Source organism: Litorimonas taeanensis (assembly GCF_003634015.1).
Classification (GTDB): Bacteria; Pseudomonadota; Alphaproteobacteria; order Caulobacterales; family Maricaulaceae; genus Litorimonas; species Litorimonas taeanensis.
This window is the reverse complement of sequence record NZ_RBII01000002.1, coordinates 458,041-476,512: the sequence shown is the minus strand read 5'-3', so window position 1 is coordinate 476,512 and position 18,472 is coordinate 458,041. Positions and strand designations below refer to the sequence as shown.

Annotated in this window: 19 protein-coding genes; 7 read left to right on the top strand and 12 right to left on the bottom strand. The window is 48.1% G+C overall.

From position 1 onward, the window contains the following. The first annotated feature begins 155 nt into the window (after nt 1-155). The 7 genes from gcvT (at nt 156) to DES40_RS10160 (ending at nt 8,775) form a co-directional block, all read left to right on the top strand. On the top strand, nt 156-1,331 hold the full coding sequence (gene gcvT / locus DES40_RS10190) for a glycine cleavage system aminomethyltransferase GcvT (RefSeq protein ID WP_121102918.1): 1,176 nt from the start codon (nt 156-158) through the stop codon (nt 1,329-1,331). After that, complete coding sequence (gcvH, locus tag DES40_RS10185) at nt 1,328-1,699, top strand: glycine cleavage system protein GcvH (RefSeq protein WP_121101639.1); 372 nt, start codon at nt 1,328-1,330, stop codon at nt 1,697-1,699. The genes gcvT and gcvH overlap by 4 nt, the downstream gene beginning before the upstream one ends. Nucleotides 1,700-1,814: 115 nt before the next feature. Then, nucleotides 1,815-3,152, top strand: a complete 1,338-nt coding sequence (gcvPA, locus tag DES40_RS10180) for an aminomethyl-transferring glycine dehydrogenase subunit GcvPA (protein ID WP_121102916.1) — start codon at nt 1,815-1,817, stop codon at nt 3,150-3,152. After that, nucleotides 3,149-4,723, top strand: a complete 1,575-nt coding sequence (gene gcvPB, locus DES40_RS10175) for an aminomethyl-transferring glycine dehydrogenase subunit GcvPB (protein WP_121101636.1) — start codon at nt 3,149-3,151, stop codon at nt 4,721-4,723. Before gcvPA ends, gcvPB begins: the two co-directional genes overlap by 4 nt. A gap of 502 nt (nt 4,724-5,225) precedes the next feature. Continuing rightward, nucleotides 5,226-6,152 carry a hypothetical protein gene (locus tag DES40_RS10170; RefSeq protein ID WP_147405894.1) on the top strand — a complete coding sequence of 309 codons (927 nt, stop codon included), beginning with the start codon at nt 5,226-5,228 and terminating at the stop codon, nt 6,150-6,152. Next, nucleotides 6,149-8,119, top strand: a complete 1,971-nt coding sequence (locus tag DES40_RS10165) for an Hsp70 family protein (protein WP_121101628.1) — start codon at nt 6,149-6,151, stop codon at nt 8,117-8,119. The genes DES40_RS10170 and DES40_RS10165 overlap by 4 nt, the downstream gene beginning before the upstream one ends. 89 nt (nt 8,120-8,208) lie before the next feature. After that, complete coding sequence (locus tag DES40_RS10160; RefSeq protein ID WP_121101624.1) at nt 8,209-8,775, top strand: hypothetical protein; 567 nt, start codon at nt 8,209-8,211, stop codon at nt 8,773-8,775. Nucleotides 8,776-8,789: 14 nt separating this feature from the next. Here DES40_RS10160 and truA read toward each other — a convergent pair whose 3' ends face one another. The 12 genes from truA to rpmH form a co-directional block, all read right to left on the bottom strand. Next, nucleotides 8,790-9,554, bottom strand: a complete 765-nt coding sequence (gene truA, locus DES40_RS10155) for a tRNA pseudouridine(38-40) synthase TruA (protein WP_121102914.1) — start codon at nt 9,552-9,554, stop codon at nt 8,790-8,792. Nucleotides 9,555-9,568: 14 nt separating this feature from the next. Further along, nucleotides 9,569-10,048, bottom strand: a complete 480-nt coding sequence (locus DES40_RS10150; RefSeq protein WP_121101621.1) for a GNAT family N-acetyltransferase — start codon at nt 10,046-10,048, stop codon at nt 9,569-9,571. Then, on the bottom strand, nt 10,045-10,962 hold the full coding sequence (fmt, locus tag DES40_RS10145; protein WP_121101618.1) for a methionyl-tRNA formyltransferase: 918 nt from the start codon (nt 10,960-10,962) through the stop codon (nt 10,045-10,047). The genes DES40_RS10150 and fmt overlap by 4 nt, the downstream gene beginning before the upstream one ends. An 11-nt stretch (nt 10,963-10,973) precedes the next feature. Then, on the bottom strand, nt 10,974-11,492 hold the full coding sequence (gene def, locus DES40_RS10140; RefSeq protein ID WP_121101615.1) for a peptide deformylase: 519 nt from the start codon (nt 11,490-11,492) through the stop codon (nt 10,974-10,976). Nucleotides 11,493-11,596: 104 nt separating this feature from the next. Continuing rightward, the gene (locus DES40_RS10135; protein WP_121101612.1) at nt 11,597-11,902 is read right to left on the bottom strand and encodes a hypothetical protein; all 306 of its coding nucleotides are present in this window, start codon (nt 11,900-11,902) and stop codon (nt 11,597-11,599) included. Nucleotides 11,903-12,326: 424 nt separating this feature from the next. Next, nucleotides 12,327-13,037 (bottom strand): pyrimidine 5'-nucleotidase, encoded by a 711-nt coding sequence (locus DES40_RS10130; protein ID WP_121101609.1) that lies wholly within the window; start codon nt 13,035-13,037, stop codon nt 12,327-12,329. Between the two features lie 66 nt (nt 13,038-13,103). Continuing rightward, on the bottom strand, nt 13,104-14,231 hold the full coding sequence (locus DES40_RS10125; RefSeq protein WP_121101606.1) for a DUF1036 domain-containing protein: 1,128 nt from the start codon (nt 14,229-14,231) through the stop codon (nt 13,104-13,106). Then, a complete protein-coding gene (gene argB / locus DES40_RS10120) occupies nt 14,228-15,088 on the bottom strand; it encodes an acetylglutamate kinase (RefSeq protein ID WP_121101604.1) in 861 nt (286 codons plus the stop codon). Before argB ends, DES40_RS10125 begins: the two co-directional genes overlap by 4 nt. Before the next feature lie 5 nt (nt 15,089-15,093). Continuing rightward, entirely contained in the window at nt 15,094-15,759 is a 666-nt protein-coding gene (yihA, locus tag DES40_RS10115; protein WP_121102912.1) for a ribosome biogenesis GTP-binding protein YihA/YsxC, read from the bottom strand. Between the two features lie 44 nt (nt 15,760-15,803). After that, on the bottom strand, nt 15,804-17,588 hold the full coding sequence (gene yidC, locus DES40_RS10110) for a membrane protein insertase YidC (protein ID WP_121101601.1): 1,785 nt from the start codon (nt 17,586-17,588) through the stop codon (nt 15,804-15,806). Beyond that, entirely contained in the window at nt 17,585-17,998 is a 414-nt protein-coding gene (gene rnpA / locus DES40_RS10105; RefSeq protein WP_121101598.1) for a ribonuclease P protein component, read from the bottom strand. The genes yidC and rnpA overlap by 4 nt, the downstream gene beginning before the upstream one ends. Nucleotides 17,999-18,029: 31 nt before the next feature. Then, entirely contained in the window at nt 18,030-18,164 is a 135-nt protein-coding gene (gene rpmH / locus DES40_RS10100; RefSeq protein WP_121101595.1) for a 50S ribosomal protein L34, read from the bottom strand. Between the last annotated feature and the right edge of the window lie 308 nt (nt 18,165-18,472).

The following is an 18,472-nucleotide window of genomic DNA, read 5'->3' as shown; positions in this document are numbered from 1 at the left end:
GCTGGAAAGCGGGTCGCCTTTTCAAAAGGCATGGTGAAAGACCCCGCCGACGGAGTAAGCGAAGACGCCATTCGGGAAAGGGTGGTATTCGTGAATCTCTCAGGCCCAAAGAGACAGCAGGTGGCACTGGGCGCGGCGAGAGCCGTGATGTGCTTATGTCTGACGACACGACAACTGAATTAAAACAAACAGCGCTTCATGCAACACATGTCGCGCTTGGTGCTAAAATGGTACCTTTTGCGGGCTATGATATGCCCGTGCAATATCCGCTCGGCGTGAAAGGAGAGCATCTTCACACGCGGGAAAAGGCAGGATTGTTTGACGTCTCCCATATGGGGCAAGTTTTCCTCATGTCAGATGATAAAGACTTTGCTACAGTCGCAAAAGCACTCGAGAAATTAGTCCCAGCGGACATTCAATCCCTTAAGCCGGGGCAGCAGCGTTATTCACAATTTTTGAATGAAGATGGCGGTATTCTCGATGATTTGATGATCTCCCGCCTTGCGATGAAGGGCTATGAACATGCGCTCTATTTAGTCGTTAATGCAGGCTGCAAAGAGGCTGATTATAAACATCTAAAGAAACATATGCCAAAGGGCGTGAACGTCATGATCAAAGATGACACATTGTCTTTGATTGCTTTGCAGGGGCCGAGGGCGGCCGCCATATTGGGATGTTTTGCGCCTGAGGTTGAAGACCTCATTTTCATGACACATACAGATTTGGAATTAAAAGGCACATTGGCTGAGCCTGTCTGGGCGCATGTCTCACGTTCGGGATATACAGGTGAGGATGGATATGAGATTTCTGCCAAACATGAAGACATGGTACGCTTGGTCGAAGAGCTTTTGAAATATGATGATGTTGAGCCTATTGGTTTGGGCGCGCGGGATAGTCTTCGCCTCGAGGCTGGGCTTTGTCTTTATGGTCATGATATTGACACGACTGTTTCTCCGATTGAGGCTGGTCTTATCTGGTCGGTACAAAAACATCGCCGTGATGCCAAGGCAGGCTATTTAGGCGCGAAACGCGTCGCGGCCGATCTCGCGGATAAGACAACGAAACGCCTTGTCGGCATCAAGCCTGATGGTAAAGCGCCCGCTCGCGAACACACAGAAATTCAGGACATGGACGGTAATGTGATTGGCGAAATCACATCAGGTGGTTTTGGTCCAACTGTCGAAGGCCCCATTGCTATGGGTTATGTCACGCGTAAATTTGTCAAGGCGGGAACGCCCGTCCAACTTATCGTGCGCGGTAAAGCGCGCCCGGCAACCGTCGTTAGACTTCCTTTTTCTCCGCATAATTATTTCAGAGGACATTCATCATGAGCATAAAATACACAGAAGACCACGAATGGATAAAAGTCGACGGTGATACGGGTACTGTCGGTATTTCCCCTTATGCAGCCACACAGCTTGGCGATGTTGTTTTTGTTGAATTGCCTGAAATTGGACGCGAGATGGATAAAGGCGATGAAGCCGCCGTCGTAGAATCTGTAAAGGCCGCCTCTGAGGTTTATGCGCCAGTTGGGGGCGAAGTTATTGCCGTAAACGAAGCCCTCGAAGATGCGCCAGAAACAGTTAATGCTTCTGCCGACGGTGACGGTTGGTTTTTGAAAATCAAAATCTCTGATGCTTCAGAACTCGAATCTCTTATGGATGAAGCCGCGTATAAAACCTATTGCGACGGACTTTAAACAACAGGGCATAGGTCATCAATTTGATGACTTGTGCAATGAAAACAGCCGAGGCTGGCTATGAATAGCGCCTTGTTACGTAAAACAGGGTTTAATGGATAAGAAAGACAATCAAATGCGTTATTTACCGCTAAACCAGAATGATAGGGCGGCGATGCTCGATGTAATAGGCGTCGATAACATCGATGCTTTATTCCATAATGTGCCTGAGTCAGCGCGTTTGAAAGGACTTGTCGATTTACCGCAGCATCAATCCGAACATGCCGTAGAGCGGCATATGGCAAAGCTCTCTGCGAAGTCTGTATCCGCGTCTTCTGTGCCGTTCTTTTGCGGTGCAGGCGCCTATAAACATCATATCCCTGCCACTGTGGATCATTTGATTCAGCGTTCTGAGTTTTTAACAGCTTACACGCCATATCAGCCTGAGATTTCGCAAGGCACGCTTCAAACTTTATTTGAATTTCAAACACAAGTGGCGTTGTTGACGGGTATGGATGTCGCGAATGCCTCTATGTATGATGGTTCCACGGCCTGTGCCGAAGCAGTTGTTATGGCCAAACGCGTGACACGAAAGTCTAAAGCTATTCTTGCCCCTGGCCTGCACCCGCATTATGCGGCGGCAACGCAAACCTTGGCTTCAACACTTGATATTCAGATTGATGAACGTGACTGCCGACCTGGCCGTGATAGTCACGTCATCGACCATATTACAGATGAAACGGCCTGTGTGGTCGTTCAGTCTCCAAATGTATTTGGCGAGATTATTGACCTTGCGCCAATTGCTGAAAAAGCTCATGCTCATAAGGCTCTATTGATCGCTGTGTTTACCGAGCCCGTTGCCCTTGGGTTAATTAAATCTCCGGGTGAACAAGGGGCAGATATCGTTGTTGGCGAGGGCCAAGGCCTCGGTGTTGGTCTTAATTTTGGCGGGCCGCATGTTGGTCTCTTTGCTTGTCGTCAAAAACTTGTTCGTCAAATGCCTGGCCGTGTTTGCGGCGAAACGGTTGATGCAAATGGTGATCGTGGCTTTGTACTTACGCTGTCAACGCGTGAACAACATATTCGCCGAGAAAAGGCGACATCGAATATTTGTACGAATTCAGGCCTTTGTTGCCTCGCTTTCACGATTCACATGAGTCTGCTCGGTGATGCAGGATTGAAACAAATGGCGGTTTTAAATCATGAATATGCTTGCCACATGGCAGACATCATTGACGGGATTCAGGGCGCCGAAGTTTTGAATGAAACTTTCTTTAATGAATTTACTGTCAAATTAAATAAACCCGCGGCGGAGGTTGTGCAACAACTGGCCGATAAAGGTATTCTTGGCGGTGTTCCTGTGTCTCGCTTAACGGATGGACAGGATGATTTACTCCTTGTTTGTGTAACGGAAACTTCAACTGACGAGGACATGCATGTCTTTGGTGAAGCTTTAGCGGAGATTTTGTCATGAAAAACCAAGGCCGCCCAACAGCCCCAGTTGCCGTCAATATGAACGAACGAGAAACAGTTTCTGGCTCTAAAGGTTTGCAACAAACGGAACCGTTAATTTTCGAGGTTGGAACGCCGCGCCGAACTGGTATCGACTTTCCAAAACCAAAAGGACGGGCGACGCGTTTAGGCGGACAAGAACGCGAAGGTGAAATTGGCCTTCCAGGATTGTCAGAACCCGAAACCCTACGCCATTATGTGCGTCTTAGCCAAAAGAACTATGCGATTGACCTCGGCGTGTATCCATTAGGGTCTTGCACGATGAAGCATAACCCGCGCCTGAATGAAAAAGTCGCGCGCATGCCGGGCTTTGCAGATGTTCATCCTTTGCAACCGCAAAGCACAGTTCAAGGCGCTTTGGAATTAATGCATGAGCTATCGCATTGGCTGATGACGCTATGCAATATGCCGGCTGTTGCTTTGACTCCCAAAGCTGGCGCACATGGTGAACTTTGCGGGATGATGGCTATTCGGGCGCGTCTCGATGCAGATGGGGCCTCTCACAAACGCCGCGTTCTTGTGCCTGAAAGCGCTCACGGAACGAACCCCGCTACGGCTGTGCAATGTGGTTTCACGGTGGATGAAATTCCTGCAAATTCAGGCGGACGTGTCGATATGGAAGCGTTACGCGCCAAAATATCAGAGTCAGGTGAGAACTCTGATATTGCAGGCATTATGCTGACTAATCCTAACACATGCGGGTTATTTGAGAGCGACATCATCGAAATCGCCGATCTGATTCATGGCGTAGGCGGATATTTTTATTGCGATGGAGCCAACTTTAATGCGCTTGTAGGCCGCGTACGCCCAGGTGATTTGGGTGTGGATGCGATGCATATCAATTTGCACAAAACCTTCTCGACGCCGCATGGCGGCGGCGGGCCCGGTTCTGGGCCCACAGTGTTATCTGATGCTCTGAAAGACTATGCGCCTTTGCCATATGTTGTGAAAGATGGAGAACAGTTCAAACTTGTAGAAACCGCTAAAGGCGCCGCGAGCGACAGCTTTGGCCGAATGTGCGCTTTCCATGGCCAGATGGGCATGTATAGCCGAGCATTGACATATATGATGAGCCACGGCTCTGACGGGTTAAAGCAAGCCACGGAAGATGCCGTGTTAAATGCTAACTATATACAAGCCTCACTTTCTGATGTCATGACACCTGCATTCGAAGGTACATGTATGCATGAGGCATTATTTGATGATCGTTTCCTAAAGGATACGGGTGTTGAAACACTCGATTTTGCTAAGGCTATGATTGATGAGGGGTATCACCCTATGACCATGTACTTCCCATTAGTCGTTCATGGCGCAATGTTAATCGAACCGACGGAATCTGAATCAAAGGGTGAATTAGACCGATTTATTTCATCAATGCGCTCTTTGGCTTTGCGGGCCAAGGCAGGCATGGTTGAGAGTTTTAAAAACGCGCCCGTATATGCTCCGCTTCGTCGTTTGGACGAAACAAGGGCCGCAAGAAAACCGATTTTGCGGTGGACACCACCAGCGGATGAGGCGCAAGCGGCTGAATAACCCTGTGTATTTGTAAAGGTTGTGACCCGCCATTATGGCGGGTTTTTTTGTGAGGCGTGTATTTAAAAAATTGAGCCACAAGAAAAACTTATTCTTATTTATGAACGCAAAATGAACACATTTGTGTGGCAGAGTTCAAAACATGCCGGATTCAGATAGTGTTCATTTTGGTGCCTGTAGAGAGACCTCATCGGATTAGGATGTGTAGGGCAGGCACTGAAAAGCTTCCCTAAACACGCCTTCAAATATCGGATAATCAGCCAAGGTTAGTTCACTGCCCCGAAGTAATCTGGCTCTTATCCGAAGGCTCTGTTAGGATTACGTCTTCGGGGGAAGGCTGTGTCTTAACAGGGCCGTTTTTCATTTCAGTACAGTCCATAAAATCCGACCGTAAACCCTTGGGTTTTTCCCGGCCTATTGCTGGGCCTCATATTGGTATCAGAGCGCTAGACGCCTTGACTCTTCACGACCTCGCCCCGACATAAACCCTATGAGCAAAAATGTGCAGAAAGAAACGGGAAATACCACCCTTATAACGCCCCCCTCTTTGGCACTTCACTTTGCGCAAGAGCGCACATATTTACGCAAGGCTTTGAAGCCAGATTTAACACCGGCACAAGTAGTTGGGGAGGCGCGGCGCGCCTTGGACCGTACGGGGCTGAGTTTTACGCGAAGCGTGACTGATCCTCAGATACAAAAATCAGGCCTGTGGCTTTTAGAGATTATTAAGTCAGGGGCAGGGGTATTAGATCGGGCCACCCAAGCGGATGTGCAGATTGTTGAGATAGCCCCAAAGACAAGCCTGTTAGATGGTCTAAAAGTCTGGCGGCCGGGTGTGTTTTATATCAGCGCGGCCGGCTTAGCGACCTTAGGTCTGTTACAAGGCACGGGGCTTGTCGTGGTTAGCGCGGGTCTATTAGCGGGTTTACATGCCGTTACGACACTTAAGTCGAATGTGTTAGAGCGGATCCCATTCTTTAAAACTCAAAACCGCCTGCCCGCTCCTGACGGGCGTAATTTATCAGCAGAAGCTTTTATTCGCACCGACACCGCTGGATTTTTGAATCAAATCAGCGATGCCTTAGCGACAGCCGACCATATATTGGCTCGAATGGTGCAAACAGAACCAGAAAGCCAATGGCATGAGAATGCAGCTCTCATGGCTCTGTTTCAAAACTTGCTAGAGGCACGCAGTTCAGATGATGGGAAATATGCCCTTGAAGTCATCGGGAAAGAAATGAAGTCCCTTTTAATGGGGGTTGGCGTTGAAGCTATAGACTATGATAAAACGTCTGCACATTGGTTCGATGAATTACCTGCTCTCGTTATTAATGAAGGCGACCCCGAAATAGAGATGGCAGCCCCTGCGCTGGTTACAAAAGAAGGTCGCCTCTTAAAGCGCGGTACTGTTTGGGTCAGGCGGCCATGATGACACCCATGAAAAAGAAAACTGAAATTTCTACGCCCTTAAAAACACGACTCGCGACGGATGAGGAATTTATTGGCTTTGATTTAGGCCATGGTGAATCTGCTTTGGGGCGTGCTTATGGCGCTACTATGCGGGAACCCGAAATTCTAGAATATCGGGGTCAGAGAAGTTTTGTGACAGCTATCGCCAAAGACGGGAAAGAGATAAAGATTGGAGCCGATGCGCTCAGCTTATCTTTTGCACATCATAAACCTGATGTCTGGCTAAAATTTAAAACTCGGCATTTAGACGCGCAGGCCGCCGAACCTATCACTTATTTTTCTCAAGCGCTTATTGCGGGACTCTCAGAGGAAGGTACGATAAGAGGCGCAAAAGAAAGCCGTTTTATCATTGGCTGTCCTTCGGGGTGGGATATACCAACGCGTGAGGCATATCGTCATGTTTTTGAACATGCGGGCCTACAGTCTGTGCGTATTGTTCCAGAGAGCCGCGCGGCTTTAATGACAGCATTAGAGCAAGGTTATGTCTCCATAGAGGATACACGCGCCTCTGTATTAATCGTGGATATAGGGTCATCGACAACGGACTTTACCTATTGCCGAGATTTAGAGGCAGATGATGTTGGTCATAATGAACTCGGTTCAGGCTTACTGGATGATGAGATATTTAAACTTAATCTCTCACGTCAAAAATCGAGGAAGCAGATAGAAAAATTAATTGAAGCCTATCCGCACTATAAAGCCATTTTAACCTATTGGTGCCGCCAAGCCAAAGAAGCTTATTTTACCGGAGAAGATGTACCCGTTGAGATGATTAAAAGATTACCAGCTGGCAAACGGGTCTTCTTCGATATTCGGATTGATAAAAAAGATGCCAAAACAATATTGGAATCCCCGCTGGAAAGTCTGAATGGTTATAGTTGGAAATCGGCTTTTGATTACGCTCTACGCGAAACCATTGAAAGTTTAAGTGAAGGCAGCGACACGCTTCGGGCGCCGGATACTATTTTATTAACGGGCGGGGCTTCGCGGTTGCCTCTGGTTTTACCTGCGACGCAGAAAGCCTTTCCCAAGGCCCGTGTTATTCGTGGGGCTGAACCTGAATTCGCTATTGCTCGTGGCTTGGCATGGCTTGGCCGATTTGAGTATTTACACGGGAGTTTCAAATCAGAAACGGCCGCATTACTCTCTGAAACAGGAGAGGTACGCCTCCGCGCAGAATCAGCCGCTCAGAGCTTGGGCGCCAAAATTTCGCCTGTCTTGGTCGACGCCATGGCAGAAGACTGTATATTGCCCGCCTTTCGGGAGTGGCGCTCAGGCGCGATTGATACATTAGACGCGGTTGAATCTGCTTTGGAAGTCAAAGTGAAAGCGTGGCTTGAATCACAGCATGCCCAAGAGGCTCTGCGTCCCGTAATCGACAGTTGGTTTGCGGGATTACAACGCGATATTGAAGCGCAGACTGATCCGCTTTGCCGTGCCCATGGATTACCGGCAATGGTTCTAAGCCTTGATGGGAGCGAGCATGTTAGCCGTCACCTCGAAGGATTATCTGTATCCGCACCGGGTATGACGTCTCTTGAATCAGATACTGCGCTAGTAGGAACGGGGGTCAGCGCTTTATTGATTAGCGGGCTTTTGGCCAAAGCTAATTTATTTGCTGCTCTTTTCGTCAATCCAATTGGCATTGTTCTTGGCAGCGCATTATTGGGCGGCGGGTATCTTTTTGGGCGCAAAGCAATTTCGGGTAAAATGCGGCGTTCCAAACTGCCTGTGCTGACCCGTCAAATATTGACCGATAAACGTGTGAAGTCTGCGATTAAACGGCAAAGAGCCGATATGATTAAAGCCGTGGCGGCCGCTTGGGATACGGCGGCGGCCTCTCGATTTAGTGCGGAGCTTACACAAATGTTGGAAAAAGCCTTAGTCGAGCGGGCTGATGAACGCGCTGTGTTGTTTTTAATATAAAGATATTCGGCTTCTTTCTTGCAAGATATGACGTCCCCACTCTAAAGAGTCTGAAGACGAAACCCTAATATTTTAAGGGCAATCAACATATGAACCCCATATCTTATTTAAAAGGCTGTATGGCGGCTGTTGGCCGTATTCCGAACTGGGAGCGCTTCTTTGACTTATCGAAGCAGGCATTACGCGTGTCTTTTGCCGCGCAAATACTTATCTTACCCGCCTTTTATATTATGTCTCTATCTGTTGCTAAAGGGCGGTCTACGGCATTAGGGAATGTCGAAGTGGCAGTGAATACCCCCGTTATCATAACACTAGGCTTAGTTTATTTACTGAGCTTTTCAGCCGTCGCCTATATGATGGTTATGGTCTTTGATAAGCAAGATAGACTGCGACCTTGGGTCATCGTTCGCCATTGGAGTGTATTCTTTTTGGCGTGGGTCTCTGCTTTAGGATTCGGACTTTATCTTTTAGAGATTTTTCCCTTTATGGCCGCAAATGGTGTCTTCTTTGCCGCATTTATGGGATTGCTTTTTATAGATATTCGGCTGGCCAAACGTATCGTTGGCTTTGATTGGAACGGGGCCGTTTTGACAGGGTGTATAATTGCCGTGACAGGGTTAAGCCTCTTACTCACGGGGCTTTCTTATTTCATTTAAAGGCTTATTTTTGTTCAGCCTTCTAAGCTTTCTAAGTTTTCAGGGTATATAACCTGCGTAAGATAAAGCCCATCAGGCGGTGCAACAGGGCCGCATTCACGTCGATCTCGGGACTCCAAAGCCGCTTGCATATCTTCGGCATCCCATTTGCCCATACCGACTTCTGCTAAGGAACCGACAAGACTTCGTACCTGTTTATGAAGGAATGACCGCGCTCGAAAATGGCAATGTACTTCTGCCCCTGCACGCAGGACCAATATTTCATCAAGTGTCTTTACCGGGCTTTTTGCCTGACACTGTGTGTCACGGAATGTCGAAAAGTCATGTTTTCCGATTAACACATTGGCCGCGTCCTGCATGGCATCGACATCAAGTTTAACGGGCAGGCGCCAAACACGGCCTCTGTCCAATGCGAGGCGTGGACGGCGGTCAAGAATACGATACAGGTACCGCCGTTCAATGGCGTCAAATCTCGCATGCCATTCATTATCGACTAACTCTGCGTCTAAGATACTGATGGGGTGTTGACCAAGGTGGAAGTTAAGGGCGTCGCGGACTTTATCTTGTCGAATATCTTTGTCCAAATCCATATGGGCAATTTGGCCAAGCGCATGAACGCCGCTATCCGTCCGGCCAGAGCCATAGACGGTTACAGGCGCGGAGTTTAGCTTGCTGCCTGCCGCCTCTACGGCGCCCTGCACTGACGGGCCGTGATCTTGCCATTGCCACCCTTGATAGGGGGCGCCATCATATTCAATTGTGAGCTTATAACGCGGCATTGTAACGGAGCTTTCTACCCAAAGGCTTTTGGAAATATAAGGCGCCCACATTGTGAATGAGCAGGCCGAAGCGCCAATGCCATAAAAGAAGGCCCTGACCAAGGGGCTTCAAATTTCGCCCCAAGGGCTGAGGAAAACCCAAACCGTGGATAATAGGTTTCATGCCCTAACACGAACAAAAGCGGGTATATGTCTTGGGCCTTAAGGGCTTTGATAGCGTGTTTTACCAGCGCTTTCCCAATGCCTTTATTTTGACTGTCAGGGTGTACGCAAATGGGGCCAAGCCCAATAACACTTTGTCCTTCTAGGTCAATTTTATAGAGCTGAATATGTCCCATGATTTTAGAATTTTGTTCTGCAACCCAAGCGCCGGCATCATCATTGTCACGCCGTAAGCGGGCTATGATTTCTGCCTCAGATGTACTGCCAAAAGCTTTGTTTGTGAGCGTGGCTATAGCATCAAAATCGGCAAGTTCGACGCGGCGTATTTTCATGAGAGAATAGTACCTATGCCAAGCGGGCTTCCGCGTAGATAATCCTCAGCGCTCATTTTTGGTTTACCAGCGGGTTGTACTTCGGTCAAACGTAACGCCCCCGCGCCACAAGCAACGAGCAAAGCTTCATCCAAAACCTCACCTACTTTACCATCGGCATTGACGACTGATGCCATATGTATCTTTAGGCGCTGTCCATTGATTTCGCACCACGCTCCTGGAAAAGGCGCGAGACCGCGAATGTGACAGTCTAGGTCTTGAGCGGTTTTCGTCCAATCGATTCTGGATTCTGACTTATCAATTTTATGGGCGTAGCAGGCTTCACCAGTTTGCGGGGTTCTTGAAAGACCACCGCGAGACAAAGCTGCGAGGCAGCGCGGCCACATGCCCGCTCCAATATGTGACAAGCGCTCGAATAGGCTCGCCGCGGTGTCTGTATCCAAAATATCAACTGTCTCAGAGAGTAAGATATCGCCAGTATCTAACCCTTTTTCCATTTGTTGAATTTGTACGCCCGTTTGTTTGTCGCCAGACATGATAGCCCGCTGTACGGGGGCCGCGCCGCGCCAACGCGGTAAGAGAGAGGCATGAAGGTTTAAACAGCCAAATTCAGTTGCTTCTAGCGCGCGCTGCGGGAGAATCTGTCCATAAGCGACCACACAGGCCACATCAGCGTTCAGGGCTTCTAAATCATCTATGACGGAGGGTTTTCGGAAGCTCTCAGGTGTTTCAACCACAAGCCCCATAAGTTCGGCAAATTGATGGACAGGGGATTTAGTAAGCTTTTGTCCGCGTCCAGATTTGCGGGGCGGTTGGGTATATACCCGAACAACATTATACCCATTTGACACGAGTTCAGCCAAAGAGGGAACAGCAAATTCTGGCGTTCCCATAAAAACAACATTTAAGCTCATTCTTTGCGCCTTTAAGAAGCCGCTTTTAGCTTTTCGGCTTTGACTACTTTTTTAATGGCCCGTTGACGTTTCAGGCGGGACAGATGGTCAAGAAAAACTATGCCTTTTAAATGATCCATTTCATGTTGAATACAGACTGCATAGAGCCCTTCCGCCCATTCTGTCACGCGTTCGCCATTATAATCTAAATAGGTAATTTTAACGCGTTCCGGACGCTCAACAGTTTCATAGACATCGGGAATAGATAAACAGCCTTCATCATAAGGCTGTACGGTTTCGACATCTTCCAGAATTTCAGGGTTTACAAAATAACGTGGCTGCGGGGCTTCGCCTTCACGGGCGAGATCCATAACGATGACATTAATTGGCTCTCCGATTTGCACGGCCGCCAAACCAATTCCAGGTGCAGCATACATGGTTTCAAGCATGTCATCCATTAGCGCCCGAATCTCATCGGTCACGGCCTCTACAGGTTTGGATATCTGTTTCAAAATTGGGTTTGGAACCGTCAATATGGGGCGAATAGTCATGGTGTGCAGATAAGAGCCCCGGCTGTATAGGTCAAGACACTACCCCGTATAGATACGAGGTGTGACTGTGTTCGCATTGTGATTAGGCCTTAGCGCTTGATAGTTTACGTATAAATATCGAGGGTTTTATCACCCTTAAGCGTCGTCTGTTCCAAACTCTGCGTTAAAGCTATAGAAGGCGCATTTGAAACTGCCTCTTGGCTGTCTACCGCTCCGGCCGAACTAATATTATCCATAACGGCTAATCGCGTTGGCTCTGACCGTGCGTTTGAATCTTCGGATATAGTCGATGTGTTTTGCGCCGCATTAATGGCTTTTGTTGTGTCGACGATTTCTGTTGCCACTGCCTCGTAGCGACCGATTTGGAACGCCGGATAAGGCATGATTGGCAAATTACTAGAAGGGCCCATAGCCGCCTCCCAAAATTGCTAATTACAGTCCTGAAATAAAGTGAAAACTCTAAAACGACGCTAAAGAATATAATGAAGGTTGGGTAAATTTAGAGGGATGGGTGCCGTGCTCGACCACGCTATGTCTGAAAAATAACCTTAGCGCGAAGGGTTAAAGAAAATGCTAAAAACCTGAGGAAAATGGAGCATTAAAAAATAGGACGCCCAAACTTATCCATCTCAGTCTGACAACGCGCACACGTCCATCCGCCAAAGAGAAATTGACGCATATTTAAGGGAAAGCGAAAACGCGGCTGACGTGTGCTGCATTTCGGGCAGTTCACAGCGTTTAAGTTCAAGGCAATAGCTGACTTCGTTTTATCGCTCATAATTATAATGTAAGAGGACATATAGGTTTTTCAACCAAGCCCCACAGTTTTTAGAGCTAGACTGTTAGATTACCAAGCCAGCCAGTCAGGTCATTAATCGTGTAATCTACCCAGTCAGCTCGTGTCGTACTCCCTGCGGGCCGCGTAATCTCTGGTTCATCGCCCCAGTCTTCATCGGATGTGACTAATGCCGTTTTCATGCCCATATGTTTCGGGACTTCTAAATTTCGAACACTATCTTCGAAAAAAATAGCCTGTTTTGGGTCGATATCAAATACATCACAAAATTTGATGAAAGGAGAGCGTTTCGGTTTGGGGATATAATCGGCATCTTCAATGCCAAAGCTTCCGTCAAAGAGGTCCCAGAGATTCAAGTGTCCTGCTATATTTCGTGCATGGCCTCTGGATCCATTTGTGAATATCCATTTTTTCCCGGGCAAAGCCTCAATATGTTTACGTAAGTCTGGGTCAGGTTTCAGCACGGTTAAATCAACATCATGGACATAATCAAGAAATTCGGCAGGGTCCATTCCATGCACGGCCATCAAACCTGAGAGTGATGTTCCATATTCAGCGAGATAAGATTTTTGTAAGGCATGCGCTTCCGTAGCGTGCAGCGCTAAATATCGCGAAATATAGTTCGTAATCTTGGTGTCAATTTGACCAAAGAACTTGGCATCTGCGCGGTAAAGCGTGTTGTCGAGATCGAATATCCAATGGCGGATATGGGCAAGGTCCGAGGAATCAAAGTGGGATGTATCAGGCATAAGCTTCGCTTAGACGGGCAAGCCGTGAGGGGCAAGGCGCAAGACCAGCCAGAGATAAAAGAGGGTTTATTGCCGCAATCCTGCGGGGCCAGATTGGGCAAAATCTTCATTTGTGAGCGAAATTGTCAGGCTTTCTTTATCCGTTGGTAACGGGCGAAAATTGGCTACGCCATATCCGCTTTCCAGACACATTTCGCGCCCCAGAGCCGAGAACTGTGCTTCTGCAATACAGAACTGTGCAGGAATGGTGGCGATGGAACGAAGTTTCAGATCGGCTCTTTCATTAATGGCCGCATCCCCTGTACCTGTCAGAATAGCCGTAACGTCATTGGCAGGCCCCGGCAGAGATTCTTTCAAAGCATAATAGTGAACGTCTAGGCCTTTTAAGTCTTCCGTGACGGGTCTGACACAGCTTTCGGGCGCTAGCTCCCACCACCCTCGCGAGGTCCAGTTTCCGTCCTCTTGCAAGCCAATGGCCGTATAAATGCGGCTGTCGCTCTTATTACAAAATTCTAATCCGATCTCTTTAGTTTTGGCTGCCGCGGAGATAGCCAAAGCGGAAATTAAGGCCTCGCCCTCGGGTAAATCATCCAACGCCTCTTTCTTTTGAAATTCGCGTAGAGACCTTGCAGTACGGCGCCCTGGCATGCCGTCTATCGCAGTAATTTTATACCCTGCATCGCGCAGTAACCTTTGTGTACCTGCGGTTAGGGCGTTCTCACCAAAATCGGCGGGTTCGATTAATGTTGTTGTGTCCTCGCCGGGCTTAACAGCAAAATATGGCCGTGTTTCTAGATTTTGAACGCGGCAATTATCTGTCGCGGCGGATTCAAAATCCGTATCTTTGGCGCATAGAGTGGCTTCGCCTTTCCATTCCCGAATGCCGCCGCGATGGATGGGGCTGCTTTCCGCATATAAAAAGCGTGGAGCATTTTCGACGATGGTCTCTACTATACACTGACCGGGCTGGGCTTCGCGCCACCCTTTGGCTTTGATTTGACCATCTCGAAGGGTGGCGTGGGCAAGGCGGAGAATGAAAGAGGTTTCATTGCAAATATTCCACGATGCCGTGTTGGCGGGATTAATGATTTCGACGGAATTTGTGTCTGTTTCGGACGTTTGGGCAGAAGCTGTGGCAGGAAAACCACTCAATGCAAAAGCGAGTGTTAAGGCTAATGTGACCTGTTTTCTCATCTAATTAATGTCCCTGCACCCATATCGGTAAAGAGTTCAACCAAAAGCCCATGCGCGCGCCTTCCGTCTAAAATGACAACGGCTTCCACACCATCTTCAATGGCGTCAATCGCCGTATTTAGTTTTGGAATCATACCGCCATTGGCTGTTCCGTCTTCGATTAAGCCGCGAGCATCCCTGATAGACAAATCTGTCAGAAGGTTCTTATTCGCATCCATCACGCCTTCAATATCAGTTAACAGCATCAACCGCGCGGCATTCAGAGCTCCGGCAATGACGCCAGCGGCAGTGTCAGCATTGACATTAAAGCTTTCACCATTCTTGCCGCCGCTGATAGGCGAAATAACAGGAATAAAACCGGGTCGCGCATTTGCTAATGTATGAATAACAAGCGGGTCAACGGCGATAGGGTGCCCTGTAAAGCCAAGGTCAGCATTAACGGCTTCGGCCGTTATTAATCCTGCATCACGTCCAGAAAATCCGACGGCGCGTCCGCCGGCTTGATTGATAGCTGCGACAATAGATTTGTTAATGGCACCCGAGAGAACCATTTCTGCTACACCAACAGTTTCCATGTCTGTTACGCGAAGCCCGTCAACAAATTCTGACTTGATATCAAGGCGCTTAAGCATGGACCCAATTTGTGGCCCGCCGCCATGGACGACAACAGGGCGCAGGCCGCATTGGCGCAGCAACACAATATCATTTGCAAATTGTTGGGTTAGCTCTTCATCGCCCATCGCATTGCCACCAAATTTTACGACAATTGTGCGTTCGGCATGGCGCTGGATAAACGGCAAGGCTTCTGAAAGGACTTGTGCAGTATTCCAGCTGTTTTCATTGGCGCGGCGTTTCATAAGGCTCACTTCTTAGCCAAATTCTCTGGCAGCGCCAAGTCAGCAATTTCAGCCCGTAATGAATCAAGCCCGTCTTTTTTCTCAGAACTTGTTTTCATCACATTTGGATAGGCGGCAGGGCGTTTTTTAATTCGTTTTTGCGTGGCCTTATAAACTTTTTCTAACTGGCCCTTTTTTAACTTATCGGTTTTGGTCAGGACCAATTGATAGGTTACAGCGGCTTCGTCGAGCATTTCCATAACTTCGATATCGGAAGGTTTGATTCCGTGGCGGCTATCTATCAATAAAAAGACACGGCGCAGACCCGCACGGCCCCGTAAATAGGCCTTGGTCAAAATTTGCCAGCGCGCAATGTCTGATTTTGAGGCCTTGGCATAACCAAATCCGGGTAGATCCACGAGAAATAGACGTCCATCAACATTAAAGTAATTCAGCTCTCGTGTACGGCCCGGCGTATTAGAGGCGCGCGCTAGACCTTTACGGTTTGTAAGGGCGTTAATCAAAGAGGACTTTCCTACATTTGACCGGCCTGCAAAACAAACTTCGGGCAGGTCAGGCGGCGGTAAGGTTTCAAGGCTTACCGCGCTACGCATAAAATCGACATCACGTGCAAACAGAAGGCGGCCGCGTTCAATATCTTCCTGAGAAAGTATTTCTTCCTCAGGGGCCATATGTTCAGATGTGGGTGTCTCCGTCACGGGGTTGACCAAAGCGCCTATTTGGGCGCTTCAGGTTCTGCCTTACCTGTAAGCTTTCTAAAGAAAGCATCAATTGGGGTATCAACCTTAAACTTACGTGTGATGTAATATTGTTGGCCGAATGAGAGAACATTGTTCCAAACCCAGTAAAGCAGAAGGCCTGCAGGGAATGGCGCCAAAACAAACATGAATATCCAAGGCATCCACTTCATCATTTTTTGCATCATCTCGGCCTGTTCTCCGCCCCCTGCTGGAGGGGTGAGCGTGTACATAAGGCTCATTGAAATACCGTAGAGAATGGCCAGTGGCCCAATGGCGAGGAAAGCGATGCCAAATGGGTCTCCGCTCCACGGTAGAGCGCCGAATAGGTTTAGAATAGATAATGGGTCTTTCGCGGACAAATCTTGGATCCAGCCAAAAAATGGCGCGTGGCGCATATCAATATTGATAAAGACAGATTTATATAGCGCAAAGAAAACAAAGATGGTTGGAATAATGGGCAGACACCCTGCAACAGGGTTTGCTCCCTCACGCTTATATAGCGCCATCATTTCTTGTTGTAGCTTTACGCGGTCTTCTTTGTAGCGCTCTTGCAGTTTCTTGAGTTTAGGCTGAACTTTTTTCATTTTTGCCTGACTCTCATATTGTTTATTAAAGAGCGGGAACATGAAGAGTTTAATAATTAAGGTCAGCGCCAAGATACCGATACCAAAATTACCAAAGAGTTCGCCAAGGCGCGACAGCGCCCAGTAAATAGGTTTCACTAAAATGCCAACAAAACCCCAATCAATGGCCCGTTCCATTTGGGCAATGCCAAGGTCTTTCTCATAAGTCTTCAATACGTCGCGATCTTTCGCGCCAGAGAACATATACCCCTTTGATGTGATAGACGCGCCAGCGGTGAGCGTTGTGGCGGCTAATGTATAGGATGTTTCGTATACGTCTTGATCATTTATGGTTCTGAATCGGCGCTCTGCGGTGATAGTTTTCTCTTGCGGAGCGATGGCCGCCAAAAGCCAATATTTATCCGTCAAACCAACCCAGCCAGAGGTGCCTGTTTCTGTCCAGTCACCTTTTTTACGCAGGCTTTTATATTTCATGTCACTATAGCCATTATCGACGATGGAAATTGGGCCCTCTTGAATAATAAAGAAATTGGTCAAGTCATCGGGTAAGCTGTGTTGACGTGTGACGCCTTTGCGCTGCAGGGCAATTTCGCTGCCTGATGTATTGGTGACAACATCCTCAAGAGTGATGAGGTAACGATCATCAATGCTCATAGTGCGGCGGACTTCATAACCATCGCCCGTATAGCCAAGCGTTACAGGAGTTTCAGGGGTTAGGGTTGTGCCAGAAATCACAGCCCAAGGTGTATCAAACCCTTGTGTGCCTAATCCAGCCTTCACCCAGTTATCCGTGATATATGCCGCTTTTTCAGAACCTTCCGGAGACAATAATGAGACTTGTCCATCCGCGGCATCTAATGTTTCATCATAATTTTTTAGGGTGACATCATCCAAATGGGCGCCTGTGGTCAAAAAGCTACCGCGAATACTCGGCGAGTCGATTTTGATACGCGTGCCTTGTCCAACAAGGTTTTCACGCGGCAGGAGCTTAATCGGCGAAGAGACTTCGTTTGATACAGTACCATTAAGGGATTGCTCGGCTTTAGCGCGCGCCATTTCTTGTTCTGCATTGGCTTTTGCTTTTTCAACGGCGGGACCTTGGTAAAACACCCAATATCCGATCAAAACCAGTGCTGAGAGCACCATGGCAAGGATGAAATTTCTTTGTTCGTTCATCTGTCTGCTTTTTTCGTGTCTTTAATAATAGAATTCATAGGGTTCTTAGGCCCATGGCGTTTGCCAAGCGTTATGAGGGCTTTTTGCGCGTCGTCAAGCAAAGCTGTCCATTCTCGTGTGGTTGTGTTGTCGCGGGCGATGAAAACATAGTCATGCCCAGCAAGGCCATATTGCGGTAAGAGAGCTCGGGCAAGCTCTCGCATACGGCGTTTGGCCCGATTTCGCCTAACGGCATTACCGATTTTTTTGGTGGCAGTGAAGCCAACGCGGAGACCTGATTGCTCAGGATTCGCGCGCATTTGAATAACCAGCCCCCCTTGCGCGCGATAAACTCCGTTTCGGACATACAAAAACTCGGCCCGCTTTTTCAGCACGCCGAGTTTTGAAATTTCTTTTGAGGCACCCGTCATAAACGGTGAGCCTGAACCGTCTAGGTTACGCTTATGCGGAAAGGACCTTACGGCCCTTTGCACGACGGCGTGAAAGAATTTGACGACCCGCTTTGGTAGCCATGCGCGAACGGAAACCGTGGCGGCGTTTGCGAACCAAAACAGAAGGTTGGAATGTACGTTTCATTTCAGTCTCCAAGGAGCATAAAAAAGGCTAATATAGATGTTATCCATACGGCCTAAAGCCCATATCAGTAAACATCTGAATTCAAGAGGCGTCCCATAAGAGGATGCGCGGGCGCTGTCAAGCATAGCCTTTCGAGAAAAGCAGGGAATAAATGACAATATAACGGTCGGCATGGCTCACATTCCTTTGAATACCCGTTGAACAGTTTAACACAAAAAGGTGAACGCTTGTGAGAAGCCAAATGAGAAAAGCCCCTTTATGTAGCGCTACAAATTTGAATGAGGCTTTTCGCTCGTAACGACGTTATA

Bases quoted from the DNA above. Each gene is read 5' to 3' on its own strand.
- gcvT (WP_121102918.1), top strand. From the start codon at position 156: ATGTCTGACGACACGACAACTGAATTAAAACAAACAGCGCTTCATGCA.
- gcvH (WP_121101639.1), top strand. From the start codon at position 1,328: ATGAGCATAAAATACACAGAAGACCACGAATGGATAAAAGTCGACGGT.
- gcvPA (WP_121102916.1), top strand. From the start codon at position 1,815: ATGCGTTATTTACCGCTAAACCAGAATGATAGGGCGGCGATGCTCGAT.
- gcvPB (WP_121101636.1), top strand. From the start codon at position 3,149: ATGAAAAACCAAGGCCGCCCAACAGCCCCAGTTGCCGTCAATATGAAC.
- DES40_RS10165 (WP_121101628.1), top strand. From the start codon at position 6,149: ATGATGACACCCATGAAAAAGAAAACTGAAATTTCTACGCCCTTAAAA.
- DES40_RS10160 (WP_121101624.1), top strand. From the start codon at position 8,209: ATGAACCCCATATCTTATTTAAAAGGCTGTATGGCGGCTGTTGGCCGT.
- truA (WP_121102914.1), bottom strand. From the start codon at position 9,554: ATGCCGCGTTATAAGCTCACAATTGAATATGATGGCGCCCCCTATCAA.
- DES40_RS10150 (WP_121101621.1), bottom strand. From the start codon at position 10,048: ATGAAAATACGCCGCGTCGAACTTGCCGATTTTGATGCTATAGCCACG.
- fmt (WP_121101618.1), bottom strand. From the start codon at position 10,962: ATGAGCTTAAATGTTGTTTTTATGGGAACGCCAGAATTTGCTGTTCCC.
- def (WP_121101615.1), bottom strand. From the start codon at position 11,492: ATGACTATTCGCCCCATATTGACGGTTCCAAACCCAATTTTGAAACAG.
- DES40_RS10135 (WP_121101612.1), bottom strand. From the start codon at position 11,902: ATGGGCCCTTCTAGTAATTTGCCAATCATGCCTTATCCGGCGTTCCAA.
- DES40_RS10130 (WP_121101609.1), bottom strand. From the start codon at position 13,037: ATGCCTGATACATCCCACTTTGATTCCTCGGACCTTGCCCATATCCGC.
- DES40_RS10125 (WP_121101606.1), bottom strand. From the start codon at position 14,231: ATGAGAAAACAGGTCACATTAGCCTTAACACTCGCTTTTGCATTGAGT.
- argB (WP_121101604.1), bottom strand. From the start codon at position 15,088: ATGAAACGCCGCGCCAATGAAAACAGCTGGAATACTGCACAAGTCCTT.
- yihA (WP_121102912.1), bottom strand. From the start codon at position 15,759: ATGGCCCCTGAGGAAGAAATACTTTCTCAGGAAGATATTGAACGCGGC.
- yidC (WP_121101601.1), bottom strand. From the start codon at position 17,588: ATGAACGAACAAAGAAATTTCATCCTTGCCATGGTGCTCTCAGCACTG.
- rnpA (WP_121101598.1), bottom strand. From the start codon at position 17,998: ATGACGGGTGCCTCAAAAGAAATTTCAAAACTCGGCGTGCTGAAAAAG.
- rpmH (WP_121101595.1), bottom strand. From the start codon at position 18,164: ATGAAACGTACATTCCAACCTTCTGTTTTGGTTCGCAAACGCCGCCAC.